Genomic DNA, 16,911 nt, shown 5'->3' with positions numbered 1-16,911 from the left:
GTCGGTACGGTAGTTTGCCACTAACTTAAAAGATGAACCCAACCGTTCATCTTTTTTTATGGCAGTTAAGGGTTAACCGGGAGGGGGGCTTCCAGAAAATCGACGCAGAGGATGTATTTTTTGGCGGCCAGGCGGAAGACCCGGGAATAGGTGATGCACAGGCTGCCGGTGGCCATGGAGACGTAGGGTTCGGAAATGTAGGTGTCCTGGCGGCGTTTGATCAGGTTATAATAGAAGTTTTTAATCGAATGATCGACCCCCACTTTGGCCGAGTGGAAGACCAGCTTTTCGCAGGCACCGATGTTTTTGGCGCCGATGGTGTCGCTGCACTGAATTCCCGCTTCATCCAGGACGTAGGCGCAATCCACGGTGTCGGTACTGATTAGACAGTGATGGAGCTGCGCATCAAATTCGTCGGGATGATCCAGCACGGCCAGGGCTTTGATGATGCCATTGACGGTGTGGGTGTAAGCCAGACACTTCTGGTTGTAGTCTTCCAGCTCCCGCAGCAGCAGGCTCTTATAGGCGTCGACGACCTCGGTGGTTTTGACAATCAGCTCGGCCTTGAGGACATAATCCTGGCCGGGTCGGGCAAAATAGAAACCCTGGATGACCTGACCGCCCAGCTTCAGCACCTGGATTGCTTCGGCCCGGGTTTCCACGCCTTCGGCCACAATCAGGGCGCCAATCTTATTGGTCAGGTTGACCAGCGATTTAAAGACCTCCTGCTTGTGATAAATGCAGTCCATATCCTGAATAATCGAGCGATCGATTTTGACAATATCCGGCTTCAGTCCGGCGATCCGGTCCATGTTGGAGAACCCGGCCCCGACATCGTCCAGAGCAATCAGAAAGCCCATGCTTTTATAATAATCAACAAACTGAGTCAGACCCTGGGTATCCAGGGCCTTGGACTCGTTGATTTCGATGACGATATTTTTGGGACTGATGCCACTGTGGCGAACCTGTTCGCAGAGATAATTGGAACCGCCGACCTCATCGATGATGGCCGTGTCCAGGTTGAGAAACAGCAGCAGATCGGGATTGGCGTGATGATAATCGCAGAAGCCGTCGAGCACTGCATCCCGGCAGGCCCGATCCAGCGCAATGGTCAGTCCGGCATCAGCAGCGGCGTCAAAAAGCGGCTTGGGTTGGATGAGCCCAGCGGAGCCCGGAATGATCCCCCGGATCAGGCCCTCCAGGCCCAGGACTTTTTTCCCGGTCACCGACATAATCGGCTGAAAATAAGCCACCAAACTTTTTTGTTCGATGACTTCACGGATATTAACGGTTGCTTCGGCAGGGCTTGTGATGGTAATTGAACTTTCCAATTGATTTCTCCAGATATCGTTGCGATTTGATGGTTGCGAATGTTAAGGTAATGTCTGATGGTACTTTCAGATGGTCACGCAGCTAACCCCGTACCGACAATTATCGGTACGGTAGTTAAAAGATGCCTTGTTCGTTTATTGTACTGTGTTAAGGGGATTTATTCAACCTTTTTCGTCTTTTCTGAAGGATCACCTGAACGGCTGCATCCACCATGCCGCCGGGTTACACCTTAATGATCATGGTGGATATGGTTGCAGCTATGGCTGTGGATATGGGGTTCGGGAATCTTGGATTGATTTAAGACAAAATCCTCATAGGCGGCATGAATGGCCTCGTAATTTTCAAAAATGCTGAGATTATTGATATTGTCATGAACCACTTTGAGGAGATCATGGACATGATGGCGGGTCAGGTAGTCCGGCAGGCTGACATCGAAATTGACATAGGCGCCGATGGCCAGCGCCTGGCCGTAGAATTCTGCCAGGGACTGCATATGGTTGGTGAGATCAAAGGATAACAGGCTTTCGTATTCGGGTACCGCGCCGCAGAGATAGGAAAAGAGCACCGCCTTGTTTTCCGCGCTGATCAGATTGTAATAGAGGTTAAACCCCCGGAACCAGGCCCGGACCTCGGCCAAAAATAAATAGCAGGCCGAATCGGGAAATTGGGCAGCCCGTAAATTGGCGACCCCGTATTTTTCCTGAATTTCAGCATAATCGATAACCTTGGTGTATTCATAGGCAATGGCCTGGCCGTATTGCTGGGATTCATCAAAAAGGTCTTCATGGAGCAGCAGATAATAATGGGGATCGATCAGGTCAGGCAGCACCAGCAGCTTTAAGCTGTCATCAAGCTCCTGTTTGGAGGCCTTGACAATGGCCTGGTCGCATTTGGTATTGGCCAGCTTTAGTCGTTCGTGATAGAGATCCATGGTGACGATAATTTCCAGGGGATATTCTTTTTCAACCTGGTAAACAAGATTATATGTTTCGATTAAGTTTGTGATAACGGACATGGGGTTTCCTCCTTGGTGGGTGAAGTTTTGGCACTGATTAAGGGCCGGGAATGGTGCCAACAGTTTATCAATTGCCGGTGGGGGCTTACTAAGGGTACTGAACTAGTATAACCGTTTCGGGGGATGGTGTAAATGGGGTCTTCGGAATAATCTGACTGAGCTGCGCCTCCCACTTAAGAAAGAAGGGTATAAACGATAACAGCAGCATCATTTTTTAGATTTTTAAAGACTGCTGATGTTTTTTGATAAAAATGATCGCATCATTTGCCATCAGTGGTTTACTATAAAAATAGCCCTGAATAAAGTCGCAACCACATTTCTTAACATAGTCAAGCTGCGCCACGGTTTCGACGCCTTCGGCGATGGTTTTCAATGACAGGCTTTTGGTTAAGGCACAAATCGTATCGATAATGAGCTGGCCTTCTTTGTCTTCGAGAATATCATCAATGAACTGTTTGTCGATTTTGACAATATCGATCGGTAATTTACTGATATGCGCCAAGGATGAATAACCGGTGCCGAAGTCATCCAAGGCAACGGTGATGTTGTTGGCTTTTAATTCATCTAACTTAGTTCTAATAATTTCATAGGAATGAATCATTAATGATTCAATGATTTCAAGTTGAATCATTGAATTTTTTATGTTGTTATATTTAAGTTTGGCAAGTAATTTACTGACAAAATCGGCTTCATAAAATTGTACAACGGAAATATTGATGGATACCGTACTGACTTTTTGTTCATTCTGTTGGAGCATTTTGATAAAATCAATGGCCATGTCGATCACTTTGTCGCCTAAAGCTAATATTTGTCCACCCGTTTCAGCGATCGGAATAAACTCATTGGGAGAAACGGGGCCATAGCAGCTGCTATTCCACCTTAATAACGCTTCGAAGCTGTGAACCTGTGAACCATCTAAGGTCATAATCGGTTGAAAGACGAGATAGAACTCATCATTGGCGATGCCCTTTTCAATTTCATTAAGCATCTTATATTCGTTGTCAAATAGCTTTTCCAAACTTTCCGTATAACGCATCGTTGAACCGCGTTGTTTTCGCTTGGCTTCATACATCGCAATGTCGGCAAAAATGATCAGTTCGTCGTAATCCTGGGAATCTTCAGGATAAAGGCTGTAGCCGATACTGGCCTTGACGGAAATTGAATTTTCGCCAACTTTAATCGGTAACGCAAACATTTTTTTTAGCGATGGCAGGACCTCAGCGATGGTTCTTTCAGCGGTTGAATGGGTATAATCATAAATAATGACAAACTCATCGCCACCAACGCGACTGACAAAATACGCTTCCCCCAGGGATAACAGACGATTGCTAAGCTGCTTGAGGACAATATCGCCAATGTGGTGTCCATGATTACTGTTGATATATTTAAAGTTATCTAAATCGATAAAGGCAATCAATAATTTTTGATGGTAAAGCGGATCATTCGCTAACAGATTTTTCGCATACGCTTCAAGCGCAGAACGGTTTTTAAGGCCGGTTAATTGATCAATGATCGTTTTTAACTCTAAATCTTCCTGGTAATGGAGCAAGGCCTCATTCTGGACGATTAATTCTTCTTCGGATGTGGCCACCTGATCATACAGATCTTGGAGCTCATCCTTTTGTTTTCGCAAACTTTGGTTGGTGCGATTGATGATTCGTCTTTGCTTTAATAAGATCCCAATAAAAATGATCAGGATAACAAAGGCCAGTAACACCGACCAAATTAAAGAACGATAGGATTCATAGAAGCTATGGGTCTCATTAATCACCACCGTATCCTCCGGCAGGACTATCTTTTCTAAGTTAAACTTGCGTAACATATTTTCATCAACCCCCAAATAGGACGTGCTTTTGCTGGAATAGGGGATATCCTGAACCGGTGTGCCAGCTAAAAGTTCCGTGGCAATGGCGCCCAGTTCGTTGCCCTGTAAAAGGGCGCTGAGAAACTCGCCGCCAGTCAGCCCGGCGCCAAAATAATTCTCCCCTAAGGAATAGAGGGGGACAGTTGCGACAGCAGAAATTTCCTGACAAAAAACGGTTCCATCTTTAATCACACCATCGGCAGACTCAAAATAGGAAATCAAATAGACGGCCGTATCAGGTTCGAGGGTGCTGACATCCTTAAGGATATCGGCATAGGATTTAGCTTCCCAAAACTCCAGGACATAGTCATCGCGCAATTGTAATTCATCAAAAGCAATCAGAATTTTTTCCACCAATTGCTTACTACTGGATGAATGATCGTTGATAATGACAACTTTTTTAGCTTCAGGCTGCAATGTCCGCATTAATTCGATCATTCGGGTAAAGCCCCGAATTTCGTATACCCCGGTAATATCTTTGGCATCGCCAACCAGTTTAGCGACGGTGTTCTCCAGCACCCCACTAAAGGCAATCGGGACATTAAGCTGCAGTTGCTCCCGCACGTCAATCGCAAACGTTAGTCCGATATCATCAGTGGCCAGAATTAAGTCAAAATCGATGTTTTTGTATTTATCGACAAAAACATCTTTTTGGGTTGACATAATATAGGCTTCAGAAATTCTTTTCGAATCTAAATTCTCGGTATAAATATTAGCAGTGGGATAGCTTTCTAAAATGGTGGTTCGGATCCCTTCATCCTGGCCAGACGTCCACTGGTAACTTAAGTCATAAGAATGAATAATCATGATATTCGGGGCATCTTCTTGGGCAGCGATCGGAGAATTGATAAAAAAAATGGCTAGGGACGGGATTACTATCAGTAGTAACAAAACCCTGATGACAGTCGAAGTCGTTTTCATTGTAATATGCTCCCTCTCAGATTTGAAACTTTTGATCGGACACTAATCGCAGCGATGTCACTGACTTTGGCTAAATTTTATTAATGAATTATTATAGCATTAGCCTAGATTTATTCATACCCTAATCTTCACTGAAATCCCATCAGGAAAACAAATTTGATCCGGCGGCGGTGGTTTTATGATGCGTCAACAAAAAAAGCAGTAACTGGTTGAGGCGCTGTTTTTTATGGGTGCAAGCCCGTTCTGAAGAGGTTCGTCGCTTCTTAAAAATAAACGTTAATCCGCTGTTTTCGGGGGTATACTTTAGTTTAGACAAGTGCCCGCCCTGGGACGGCTATTCGGAAGAGAAAGGATTTGGATATGAACTGGTTTGCTGCCATTTATTTTAGCTGTTTTATGTATTATATGATCACCGCTATTGTGACGCTGACCCCCCCAAAAAAGAATGGCGCTAACTGGGTCTTCGGCATGATCTGCCTCAATTTGGCCCTCTGGTCGATGTTGCTGTTTATGATGATCCTCGCGGATAGCCCTGAGCTGGCGGCTTTTTACCGACGGGTGATGAGTATCTGCTGGTCAACTTTATTTACGCTGACCCTCTATCTGGTGCTTTTTCTGTCCGAACGGCGGGCGTTTTATGACCAGCTCTGGAAAAATCTGCTATTGATCACCCCGGGAGTCTTTTGTTTTTTTTATTATTTTTTGACCCCTATCGGTGTGGATCTGATGATTCCTCTGGATCCTGGTTGGGCCTTTGCGGTGCCAGCTGATCGGGGTTTTTTCTGGGACTCTTATTTTACCCTTTATTATGTCTCCTATACCCTGATGGCCCTGGCGGTGACCGCTTACTGGAACCGAACCACCCTTTACACCCGGGAGCGACGGCAATCGACGATTATTTTTCTGTCCTTCTTGTCGACCCTGATTTTTGGCGGGATTGCCGACACCCTCTTGCCGATTCTTGGGATCACCACCCTGCCGCCGCTGACGGTGCTACTCTGTCTGGTCTGTATCATCGGGCTGAATTTTGCCATTACCCGCTACCGGATGATGAGCATTACCCCGGAAAGCATTATGATGGAAGTGTTTATGATGATGAGCGATGGGTTGATCATCACCGATGGCCAGGGTCTGATCGTCACCATGAATGCCGGTGCCGAGATGATTTTAGGCTACCCGGCGGCACAACTCAGAGACCATCCGATTGATGAGTTGTTTGCTGAGAACGCCGGTTTTGACTGTCATGCCGGTGCGGAGCTAAAAAGCAATGACATGGAGCTGATCGGAAAAGACCAGCGGCTGGTTCCGGTGCTGATCTCCTGTCATACCCATTACGATCAGTTTGCCAACCGTATCGGTACGGTGTTTACCTTTCAGGATATTAATGAGTTAAAACGGGCTGAAGCCGCTTTGGCCCAGGTAAACGGCGAGCTGGAAGAAAAGGTGTTAAAACGAACCGCGGAACTGGCTCAAATGAATCAGCTGCTAAAAAATAAAATCGCCGAAAATGTCAAAAATGAAGAAAAAATAAGAAAAATGGTTTATGAAGACGCTTTGACCAAATTATCCAACCGCCGCTTTTTTTATGAATACCTGGAGCAACATGTGACCTATGCGCTGCGGTATAATAAGGGCTTTGCGGTTTTGTTTATCGATCTTGACGGGTTTAAACTGATTAATGATTCCCTGGGCCATGATAGGGGAGATGCCTTGCTGATCCGGGTGGCCCAAATCCTGAAAAAGGCCCTGCGCGAAAGTGATGTGCTCAGTCGGGCCGGGGGCGATGAATTTCTGATTTTGCTGCACAATACCTATCTTAACGACGAAGTCATCCAGGCCTGTGAAAAAATTTTACAGCGACTGGAATTGCCCATTGCCATGGACAGCTACAATCTTCATATCAGCGCCAGCATCGGGATTGCCTGTTTTCCCCAGCATGGCTATTCCTCTGAAGCCCTGATTAAAAATGCCGATATTGCCATGTACGAAGCCAAGGAACAGGGCAAGGGCCGGTTTGTATTTTATGATGACAGTTTGAAAGAAGACATTGACGAAAACATGACCCTGAGCAATGATCTCTATGCGGCCATCGAAAACAATGAATTCGAACTCTTTTATCAACCTCAGGTGGATGCCACCAGCCATCAGATTAATGGCTTTGAGGCGTTGATCCGTTGGCATCATCCCGAGCGGGGCCTGCTTGCGCCGGCGAAATTTATCGCCCTGGCGGAGCAGACGGGACTGATTATCCCGATTGGCGAATGGGTGATCCGAACGGCGATGGCGCAGCAGAAAAAATGGGAAGCGCGGATGGAAAAACCGTTGCGAATGGGGGTCAATCTGTCCACCAAACAACTGAAAAAGAACGATTTTGTCGATTATGTCAAGCGCACCCTGGGCGAGTTTGATATCAATCCGGACTATTTTGAACTGGAGATCACCGAATCGATTTTCATGGAGGATACAACCCTGATGCTGGATCAGCTTAGTCAGATTAAAAGCATGGGGATGACCATTGCCATCGACGATTTTGGCACCGAATACTCATCGCTTTCCTATCTTAAAAAACTGCCGCTGGACCGGATCAAAATTCCCAAGACATTTATTGACGGCATTGGCAACAATGAAAAAGATGAAGCGATTATCGTCTCCACCATTGTCCTGGCCATTAAACTGGGCTGCAGCACCATTGCTGAAGGCGTCGAGAATGAAAAGCAACTGCAATTTCTGAAACAGCACGGTTGCCAAGAAATTCAGGGTTATTATTTTTATCAGCCAATGCGGGCCGCCAAAATTGAGCACGAACTGCTGAATGCGTATAAAAAAACCACTGGGCTGATCTGTCTGCCGGCCCATCAGGTGATTGCGACCTCCCGGTATTATCAGTAACTGGCGGTGGGAGCAGGAGCCAATAAAAAGCAGCGCTGTTACGGCGCTGCTTTTTATTGGCTGAAAACCGGGTCCTGTTCCGGGCCGGCCTTATGCGATCCCGACAGCAATCGGAAATGACCATTGCCATCGCCAGTTTTGGCCGCAAAGACAAACCGCCATTGATTGTTCGCCTTTTTCACCACACTAGGATACCACATTCGTTTGAGACGGCGATGCTTCTTCAGGTTGTGGGGCATCCGTTTGGCTGTTCAACACCGTCGTGGTTTTCGTATGGATAAAACTTCCGATTTTACTTTCCGTTAAACCACACAATATACCGATCACAAACTGTGTGTTGATGCTGTCTTTGATCGTGTTGGTTGAAAGATTGCCGACTTCCAGGGCAACGATACCCGTCGACAGGAAAAGTGAAAAGATGATGGCACAGATACCAATATAAATCAGTCGGATGGTTGGCTTCATGCGATCTTTTTCAAGGATGCTAAGACGTTCAAAATCCAAGACCGGATTTCGGGCGGCGAATGAAACCCAAGTCCCGAGCATCGCTCCGATCCAGATAACACTGCACATACTGATAATCGCTAAGCTGTCGCGCTGGAAAAAAACGGTGGAGCCGGACTTTTGGATCAGCAGTTCAGCGAGGGTAGTGTCATTGGAAAGTATTGCGGTTGAGGTAATCAACAATAGCACCAGCGCAATCAGGCTGGAGAGAAAGGCGCGCATGCCCAACTCTTTCATATAGGTGTTTTTGATGCGCTGACCCTCGATCGTCGTGATTTCGTTATTTAATTGTTCCAGGGCTAAAACGGCCAGCTCCGGCGAAGCCATTTTTCCCGTCAATCCCGCCTGGGCCAGCGATAGAAGCTTATCAAAGTATTTTTTTTTGATTGTATGATTGTTTTTTTGATCTTTCTTGTCCTTATCGGTGTCGATGGAAAAATACAAGGATTTGATTATTATATTGGTGGCCATGATTTTTTTAAGCAACTTTTTTTTCGCCGCCGGAATCAAATCATCATTTTCCGCCGCAGTTGGTTCAGTGCTTTTTGCGGGAATCCATTGATAGGCAATGTCATAAGGATCTTTTTTATCCGCGCAGACGACAAAATAACCGGTCTTAGAAGCGATCAGTTGATGGCCACATTCCGGACAAATCCCCCGATTTGGGCCAATTGCTCTTATTTGATTGGGCTCCTGATTGGCGGGAAAACCGCAGGCAGGACAATTGCCGCTGGGCGAATCGCTATTTTGCAGATTGCTGGTGCCCGCCGAATTAATAGAAAAGGCGATTAAATCGGAATCAATAGAAAAATCATCTACTCCATTGATATTTAAATTTTTTGCAGAATTTTCATGATCTTTTTTCGGTTCTGGTTTCTCATGGTTTGACATATCAGCCTCCTGAATGAAGAGAATCAGATTCTTTAAAAGAATCTTGTCAGCCAGCGCCGAGCGAGGATCGGCAATACCCGGCTTGCATCATGATTTAGTTTTCTTGTTTTCTTATTACCACCAGAATTTTAATTTAATCACAGGGTCCGGGATGATTTAAATTACGTTCGCAGACGTCATGGTGACAATCGCTGGAAAACGATTTTGGTACTCCCGCTGATACCATCAGCCCCAGCTTTGTTCTGAGATTTCACCATTCGCCACTTTATCGGCTTCAGATAATTGGCACTCGTTTCTTCAATCAGCTCGGCATCTTTTGCGATCACAAAATAAATTACCGTCAGCTGCCGGGTCTTGTCGTAGCGCAGATAGAGCCGGCCCAGCATCGGGACCACCGGAAAGTCCGGGCCGGGATAGTCAGGCGGCGGGGGGCCGTATTGGATGGTGCCCGGCTGAAAGCCCTGCGCCTGGTACAGCGGGGCGTTGGTTAAAATAGTGGCGTCAATCTGAATCCAGTCGGAAAACCCGGCCATCATCGGGCCGGATTTTATCGCGGTGATCTGGGCATCAAAATAGCGTTGGGAAGGGGGACAGCCCAGTGAGGCCAGCACCAGTTCCAGCTGGTCAAACGCCACCAGACCGGTGATGGCGTCACCATCAGGGACGCCGTTGCGATACCCGAAGGGGTTCTTGGTCTGACTGATGGCATAGACCCCGTAATGGGCATTAAAGGTGGCGGCTTCGGGATCGTAGAAGCCCGAGCGGCCGTCGTCAAAGGCACCAAAATTATAGAGGATGCTCAGTTGACCGGGGCCCTGGTGGGGAAAGTTGTCGCCGCAGTGAAACAGCTTCATGGTGTCAGTCCAGCGGCCGTCGCCGGTTTGGGCGGAGGCCGGCACGGTCAGCTTCAAGTTGCTCTGGGCAAAGACACTCTGGCCGGCAAAGCTGGCCGTCTGGGCCCGCAGCAGCAGATCACTGCGCCGGGCCGCCAGCGCCGGCACAAAGGCCAGCAGATAAAGGCTGAGCAGGACCAGTAAAAGGCCGGTCAGAAGCCTTATTTTTTTGGTTGCTTTCACAGAATCACCTTCTTTATGGTATTCATACCATCACATTCTTTATTTAAGCAGGGCGGCCGGTTGGTTTTGTTGGCAGGTGGTAAAAGTAGAAGGACATTAACGTCAATAAATTTGGGGAGGCACAGGATGATTTTTATGGGATTGTTTTTAACGGGGCTGGTCAGCGGTCTGATTCACTGGTTGATCCGGCGCAAAAACGGGGCCATGCTGGCCGAAACCCTACTGCTGCATCAGTTGTTTTTTCTGGGGGTGGCGATGACCATCAGTTTTATGGGCCATGTGCTGATGAGCGAGGAGATTGCCGCCCAGATTGGCTGGGTCTCCAACGGCTTTCAAAAAGAGCTGGGCTACGTGTCCCTGGGGATTGGCATCTGCGGTTTTCTGGCGGTCAAATTCCGGGGGGCTTTCTGGGCGCCGATTATCATCATTTCGGTGGTCTTCTTTTTTGGCGCGGCATTCATCCACCTGCAGGAACTGATTGCTCTGGGTAATTTTAATCCCGGCAATGCCCTGATCATCATTCCCGATTTATTGGGGCCGGTGACCCTGGTGGTGCTGGGGCTGCTGACGCTCCGGGCCAAACGTGGTTGAGGCGGGTGCGGTTAGCCGGGTAGAAAAAAGCAGGGCCGAAATATCGCTGCTTTTTTGCGGCTAAAAACGGGCTTGTCTTTCTCGATTTCCATTTTTAAGTTGGTGATACTAAGGATGCTGGTAGCTAAGACAGGTAAGTAATCTCGTTTTGCCGTAATATTTTTACGGCAAAACGAGATTACTTATTGCATTCGCGCTTCAATACGTGGTAATCTAAACGAGAGGTGATGAGATGTTAAAAAAATTCATGGTAACAGGGTTTAAAAACTTCAAAGATACGATTCGATTGGATTTTTCTGACGTCCGGGATTATTCGTTCAATAAAGACTGTATCAAAGATGGTTTGTTAAATAAAATAATAATCTATGGAAAAAACGGGGTCGATAAATCAAATATCGGATTGGCTCTTTTTGACCTGACGTCCCATTTGTCAGACAAAAATGTTTCCCCGGGTCTATATGATTACTATCTAAATGCCGATAGTGAAGTCGACTATGCTGAATTCCGATATGTTTTTAAAGTAGCTGATGGCGAAATTGAATATCGATATCATAAAAACAACGAGCAAATTTTGAAATTTGAAGAAGTAAAATTAAATGCGGAGATCATATTTTCTTATGATCATATAAAAAAGACAGGTGATTTAGAGGGGTTGAAAAAACGGATCCCAACCCTGAATTATGAATTTCTGGAAGAAAATTTTTCACTCTTAAAATACGTGGTCAGCAACAGTACCAGCGAAGCAGTCAAACCGTTACGGGAGCTGGTCCATTTCGTCAATAACATGCTCTGGTACCGCAGCCTCGATGAGAACCGTTATATTGGTTATAAAAATGACAGTAAAGATTATTTTAACTTTATCCTGGCAGAACAAACATTGCAGCAATTCCAGGAACTGCTCAATCGGGCTGGAATCAATGAACAGTTAGTGGTCTTTGCTGATCCAGATGGTCAGGAACGACTGTATTTTCGGCGAAAAAAACCAATCCCGTTTTTTAAAGCGGCATCAAATGGAACCAAAGCCTTATATACGTTTTTTTATTGGCTGACAATTGCGACCGATCTCTCGTTTTTGTTTATTGATGAATTTGATGCCTATTATCATTTTGAACTATCGGAAATGATTGTTGAATTACTGGAATCGATGACCGGTTTTCAGACGGTGCTAACCTCGCATAATACGAATCTCTTAACAAATCGCATCATGCGTCCGGATTGTTATTTTATTTTAACACCGGAGCGGTTGACCTCCCTGGCAAATGCCACTCGGCGCGAACTGAGAGAAGGTCATAATCTGGAAAAACTGTATGTAAACGGTGAATTTGATGGATGAAGCGGATAAAAAGAGTATTCTGATCATCGTTGAGGGTGAAAAAACGGATGTCAGCCTGATGAAAAAAGTAATCGCTGCGTATCCGGTTAGCGATACCTATCGAATCGTTTCGTATTGCACAAATATTTATGCTTTGTATCAGGAAATGGTGACTTACGGAACCGCCAGCTTTGATGCCATTGATCTGCTACTCATTCTCAAAAACAGAGAGCGGGATGAAAGTAAGAAAAAACTGTTTGATGCTAAATATACGGATATCCTGTTGATTTTCGACTTGGATCCCCAGGACTCCCGTTTTAATGATCGGATTGTCATGCAGTTGCAGGAATATTTTACGGACTCTTCAGATATGGGGAAGCTTTACATCAATTACCCGATGGTTGAAGCGTTCTATCATATGCAATCGATTCCGGATCGTAATTTTCATGAACGAAAAGTTTCGATCGCAGAATTGAAAAATAAACAGTACAAAACCAGAGTTCAGCAGGAAACAATGGCTGGGGATTATCGCAAGTTTGCCACAACGCGGGATCAAATCACGATCGTGATCAGACAGAATTTGGCAAAAGCACATACTTTGCAAAGTGGCACCATCTTTGCTTGGACTGATCCGCAGGTGACTACCGAAGTTGATCATCTCACCGTGTTGAGGGTTCAATTGGGGCGCCTGATGATAGATAATAGATTCGATGTGTTATCGACCTGTGTTTTTTTTGTGGCGGATTACAACCCCGCTTTTTTGGAAATTAAGGAATAGTCGTTAAGCTAGCAATGATTGTCGATTCACAAAAAGCAGGGCGCTTCGAGCCCTGCTTTTTTGTGCTTAAACCTTCCAGTGATGGGAGGTTTTATTTATTGGCATTCGCCCGGCGCTGTGCTATACTGATACAAATTGATACTAATTGGTATCAGCAAGGAGGATCGTTATGGAGGCCGAAAAATTTATTGCCATGCTATCTGATAAACACCTCATCGATTTAAAAAAGATGCAGCACAAGTATTCACCGAATGAGGTGGCGGAAATGATTGCGCTGCTGCGGAAAGATTTCTTTAAAACGCTGCCGTTGCGGGATTTTGATGGTCAGTCACTGGTTTATCTGGAAAACCGGGTGAGGCTCAGCATGGCATCGGCCCGGGTGCTGTTTGCGCGGCCACCGGGAACCCACCCTTATAACATTAACGCGATGACAACGGAGATTCAGGCGACCCTGGCGATTGAAAATATCACTTCATCCCGGGAGAGTATTCGTCATATTTTGACCGGTTATGCCCCCCAGGATGAAAGCGAGCAGCGGCTCTGGGGGATGAAAAAAGGGCTGGATTTTATCAGTAATCCGGCTAATAAGATTACCGAAGCGACCCTCTACCAGCTCTATATGATGACGGTGGGGGACTTTCTGGAACCGGAAAACCAGCTGGAACTGGGCCGTTTCTATCGTGACGATGCGGTGTATATTGTCGGCGAAAAAATCGAGCATGCCGGTTTACCCGCCCATCAGCTGCCTGCAGCGATGGCGCAGCTGGTTGATTTTATCAACAGCGAAGATCAGCTCAACGATCTGCTCAAGGCGGTGATTGTTCATTTTTACCTGGCCTATCTCCATCCCTATTTTGACGGTAACGGTCGGATGGCCCGGATGCTGCATTTATGGCTGCTGATCCAGCAGGGTTATCCGGCGGCCTTGTTCCAACCCCTGTCAGACCATATCAATGCCACCAGAAAAGACTATTACCAGGCCTTTAGCCGGGTAGAAGATAATCACCGGATCAGCGGGATTGTGGATGTGACGCCCTTTCTGGTCTATTTTATCGAAGCGGTTTATCACCAGCTGAAGCCCCAGACCGGGGTCGCCGCCGATGGGCTGGCGGTTTATCAGGAGGCCCTGGCGGCGGGGCTGATCACAGCAAAGGAAAAAGCCCTCTTTGAGTTTGTTCTGGCCGCTTATGGCCGGGCGGAGTTTTCCACCAAACAGCTGGAAAAAGACTTTGGCGCTGCCGCCTATGCCACCATCCGGGGCTTTGTCCTGAAGTTTGCCGAACTGGGACTGCTGGGGGTGCACAAATATGGCAACCGGAATAAGTATTTTGTGAGGTGATTCATGAGCAAAAAAAAACATCAAACCCGATACGATGAAGGGTTTGATGTTTAGAAAGCCAGGCGATTAGGAGCGGCCGGAGTTGAAGCGCACCAGGGCGTCCCAGTCAATACTGCCGTCGTCTAAGCAGAATAATTGGGTAAATTCTTTGATAAGGCGGTTTTGTGCTTTTTGATAGGCGGCTTCGAAAGCATCAATATGGGTTTTAGGCAGTCGATCAATATAATGGATCAATTTAAGATAGAACTCTGGGTCACCCGTAAGTTCTTCCCAAAAATCCTGGCCAGCCAGTTCGGCATACATTTTGGGAATGGCCTTTGTTCCATTTTTCTTTTTTCCATAGCTGTAGCCAATGATCGGGACATAACGTTTTCGCGCTTGTTGTGCTAATTTGCTGGCAGCAGCAAAATCCTGCTCTTGTTTTTTCTTGCTGCTGGAATTAAATACATTTGTTCCTGATTTGACGGCAATGGCGTAAATCACATCATCCCCCTCAACCATGATGTCAATGCCAGGGGCCAGCGCTTTTTGACCCTGAACCGCTGCCGTAGCAATGGGTTCAAAAAATAAATTACCAAAAATTGTTTCTTCCGACGATGATACATAAGCAGAAAGAATGGCATCAACGATCTGTGCCGCACCTTGCATATCCTTTGCGCGAAACAAATAAGGATTTTTTTTGCGCATGACCGTTTTGATGGTCAGTGAATCTATTTTCGCAACAAGTGACACATAAAAATGATTGAGGGCATCACCAATTACTGACAGCATCAGCTCTTCGTTATAGTTTGAATTAATAGCCATTGATTGCATTCTCCTGTTTCGACATAGCATTTTGAATTTTGAGATGAATATCAGTACCACGGGTACGTTTTGATTTGATAATGGCACTGTTGTTAGCCACCGCAACTAGCATTTGTCCTAATGCCCGGGACAGACCGATTGGTACGGCGTTGCCGATCTGACAATATTTTGCTGTCGTGGTTCCTGCAAAAACCCAATCGTCAGGAAATTGTTGAATGCGCGCATATTCGGTCACGCTCAGGGGACGATCCTTGGTAGGGTGACATAGCATGGAAGCTTTTTGAACTGGCGTCGTCACTAGGGTAGGCGAAGGCTGATCATAGGATAGACGTCGGTAGAATCCAACCTTTCCGCCACCAGATAGATAGGCTCCGCCCATGGCTTCTTTGATAAGATCTGGGGGCAAGTCTTTCCAGTTGCCGCCTTCGGGAACCATTTTTAAAAAATTCAAGCGGTCTTTGCTAAAGCTGGCGCATTCGCCGGGATTGTCTTCCAGATCAAAAATTGCATCTCGAAGGGTATGCCACTGGTAATCTTTTTTCTGATGCAACTGAAAATGTGATGGCATGGGGAGAAAAATATCTTCATGATCACGACTACCGATAATAATCAGCCGTTCACGGAATTGCGGAACCCCATAATTGACAGCATCCAGCACGCCATAAATGGTTGTATAACCCAATTTCTCAAACTCATCAAGAACAATTTTGAAAACGGATCCCCGTTGGGACAGGGGATCCTTGTTTTCTTTGTTACGTTCTGACAGAGGGACATGATTGATAGAGGAAGATATCAAACCTTTGACATTTTCCATGATAAAGAAGCGAGGCCGGATGGCATCAATCATGCGGATATAATCCATAAAAAGGCTACCTCGTGGATCGTTGATTCCTAGTCGCTTGCCCGCCGTTGAAAATGGTTGACAAGGTGGTCCGCCACAGATCAAAAAAGGCTCTTCTCGGGCCAGTCCAGAAAGTTTTAAGACTTCTTCAGCGCTTATTTTTCGGATATCGCCGTCAATGACACTGTGGCCATTGAGTCTCATGGTTGATACACAGGCCTTGTCAATATCCTGTCCAATTTGAATGTTTAATCCGGCCTGCATCAGACCAATATCCAAACCCATGCCACCTGAAAATAGCGAGATGACAGAGGAATCATTTTTTTGTAGTGTTGACATAATTGTTCACCATTTTTCTTTTAGTAATTTGGTTATATTATAGCATATTTTATTGAGATTAGATAGAACAAATGAAACAGATGATCGCATCGCTTTGTGATGGGATGGAAAAAAATAAAATAGACCAATAGCTCGATGGCGATTGGGTCTGGGGTAGCACAGAGAGTACCAGCCGGTATGGCTACCATCGGAAGCCCGGTCAGGATAGTCTTTCGGGGCCTGGTTTGAAAGATTGACAACTTTATTATTTAGCAAAATTATGATAAAATAAACATAGGTAATTGCGAAATGAAAAAGATTTGGAGCTTAGAGAATCCGGGTCTAAGAACCAGGCAGAATTCATGAAGTCGGAAGTGAAACGGAACAACAAAACAATGAAAATATTGAAGAAGATGAAAAAATGGAACAAAAATAA

The 16,911-nt window shown here is 46.0% G+C and carries 13 protein-coding genes; 5 read left to right on the top strand and 8 right to left on the bottom strand.

Annotated elements, in window-relative coordinates; all coding sequences use genetic code 11:
- Positions 1–65 precede the first annotated feature (65 nt).
- The 3 genes from ACEW8F_RS16500 to ACEW8F_RS16490 form a co-directional block, all read right to left on the bottom strand.
- Entirely contained in the window at positions 66–1,331 is a 1,266-nt protein-coding gene (locus ACEW8F_RS16500; protein ID WP_373484558.1) for an EAL domain-containing protein, read from the bottom strand.
- Between the two features lie 230 nt (positions 1,332–1,561).
- A complete protein-coding gene (locus ACEW8F_RS16495) occupies positions 1,562–2,347 on the bottom strand; it encodes a hypothetical protein (RefSeq protein ID WP_373484557.1) in 786 nt (261 codons plus the stop codon).
- 214 nt (positions 2,348–2,561) lie between these two features.
- Entirely contained in the window at positions 2,562–5,132 is a 2,571-nt protein-coding gene (locus ACEW8F_RS16490) for an ABC transporter substrate binding protein (RefSeq protein WP_373484556.1), read from the bottom strand.
- A gap of 360 nt (positions 5,133–5,492) precedes the next feature.
- Between ACEW8F_RS16490 and ACEW8F_RS16485 the strand changes: the two genes are divergently transcribed.
- Positions 5,493–8,021 carry an EAL domain-containing protein gene (locus tag ACEW8F_RS16485; RefSeq protein WP_373484555.1) on the top strand — a complete coding sequence of 843 codons (2,529 nt, stop codon included), beginning with the start codon at positions 5,493–5,495 and terminating at the stop codon, positions 8,019–8,021.
- A gap of 53 nt (positions 8,022–8,074) precedes the next feature.
- On the opposite strand, the gene ACEW8F_RS16480 is transcribed toward ACEW8F_RS16485, so the two are convergent.
- From ACEW8F_RS16480 to ACEW8F_RS16470, 3 genes are all read right to left on the bottom strand, one after another.
- Positions 8,075–8,206 carry a hypothetical protein gene (locus tag ACEW8F_RS16480; protein ID WP_373484554.1) on the bottom strand — a complete coding sequence of 44 codons (132 nt, stop codon included), beginning with the start codon at positions 8,204–8,206 and terminating at the stop codon, positions 8,075–8,077.
- A gap of 1 nt (position 8,207) precedes the next feature.
- The gene (locus ACEW8F_RS16475) at positions 8,208–9,416 is read right to left on the bottom strand and encodes a hypothetical protein (RefSeq protein WP_373484553.1); all 1,209 of its coding nucleotides are present in this window, start codon (positions 9,414–9,416) and stop codon (positions 8,208–8,210) included.
- A gap of 176 nt (positions 9,417–9,592) precedes the next feature.
- A complete protein-coding gene (locus tag ACEW8F_RS16470; protein ID WP_373484552.1) occupies positions 9,593–10,492 on the bottom strand; it encodes a hypothetical protein in 900 nt (299 codons plus the stop codon).
- 126 nt (positions 10,493–10,618) lie between these two features.
- On the opposite strand from ACEW8F_RS16470, the gene ACEW8F_RS16465 reads away from it, so the two are divergent.
- The 4 genes from ACEW8F_RS16465 (at position 10,619) to ACEW8F_RS16450 (ending at position 14,512) form a co-directional block, all read left to right on the top strand.
- Positions 10,619–11,083: a DUF6790 family protein gene (locus ACEW8F_RS16465; protein ID WP_373484551.1), complete on the top strand. Its 465-nt coding sequence runs from the start codon at positions 10,619–10,621 to the stop codon at positions 11,081–11,083.
- Positions 11,084–11,315: 232 nt separating this feature from the next.
- On the top strand, positions 11,316–12,416 hold the full coding sequence (locus ACEW8F_RS16460; RefSeq protein WP_373484550.1) for an ATP/GTP-binding protein: 1,101 nt from the start codon (positions 11,316–11,318) through the stop codon (positions 12,414–12,416).
- Entirely contained in the window at positions 12,409–13,173 is a 765-nt protein-coding gene (locus ACEW8F_RS16455; protein ID WP_373484549.1) for a hypothetical protein, read from the top strand. The genes ACEW8F_RS16460 and ACEW8F_RS16455 overlap by 8 nt, the downstream gene beginning before the upstream one ends.
- Before the next feature lie 169 nt (positions 13,174–13,342).
- A complete protein-coding gene (locus ACEW8F_RS16450) occupies positions 13,343–14,512 on the top strand; it encodes a Fic family protein (RefSeq protein ID WP_373484548.1) in 1,170 nt (389 codons plus the stop codon).
- A gap of 66 nt (positions 14,513–14,578) precedes the next feature.
- Here the strand turns inward: ACEW8F_RS16450 and ACEW8F_RS16445 are convergent, their stop codons facing one another.
- On the bottom strand, positions 14,579–15,316 hold the full coding sequence (locus ACEW8F_RS16445) for a PmeII family type II restriction endonuclease (protein ID WP_373484547.1): 738 nt from the start codon (positions 15,314–15,316) through the stop codon (positions 14,579–14,581).
- Positions 15,306–16,496 carry a DNA cytosine methyltransferase gene (locus tag ACEW8F_RS16440; RefSeq protein WP_373484546.1) on the bottom strand — a complete coding sequence of 397 codons (1,191 nt, stop codon included), beginning with the start codon at positions 16,494–16,496 and terminating at the stop codon, positions 15,306–15,308. The genes ACEW8F_RS16445 and ACEW8F_RS16440 overlap by 11 nt, the downstream gene beginning before the upstream one ends.
- Positions 16,497–16,911 lie beyond the last annotated feature (415 nt).

The sequence above is a fragment of the Acetobacterium sp. genome (assembly GCF_041752335.1).
In the GTDB taxonomy this organism is placed as follows: domain Bacteria; phylum Bacillota; class Clostridia; order Eubacteriales; family Eubacteriaceae; genus Acetobacterium.
This window is presented reverse-complemented; position numbering and strand designations above follow the sequence as displayed.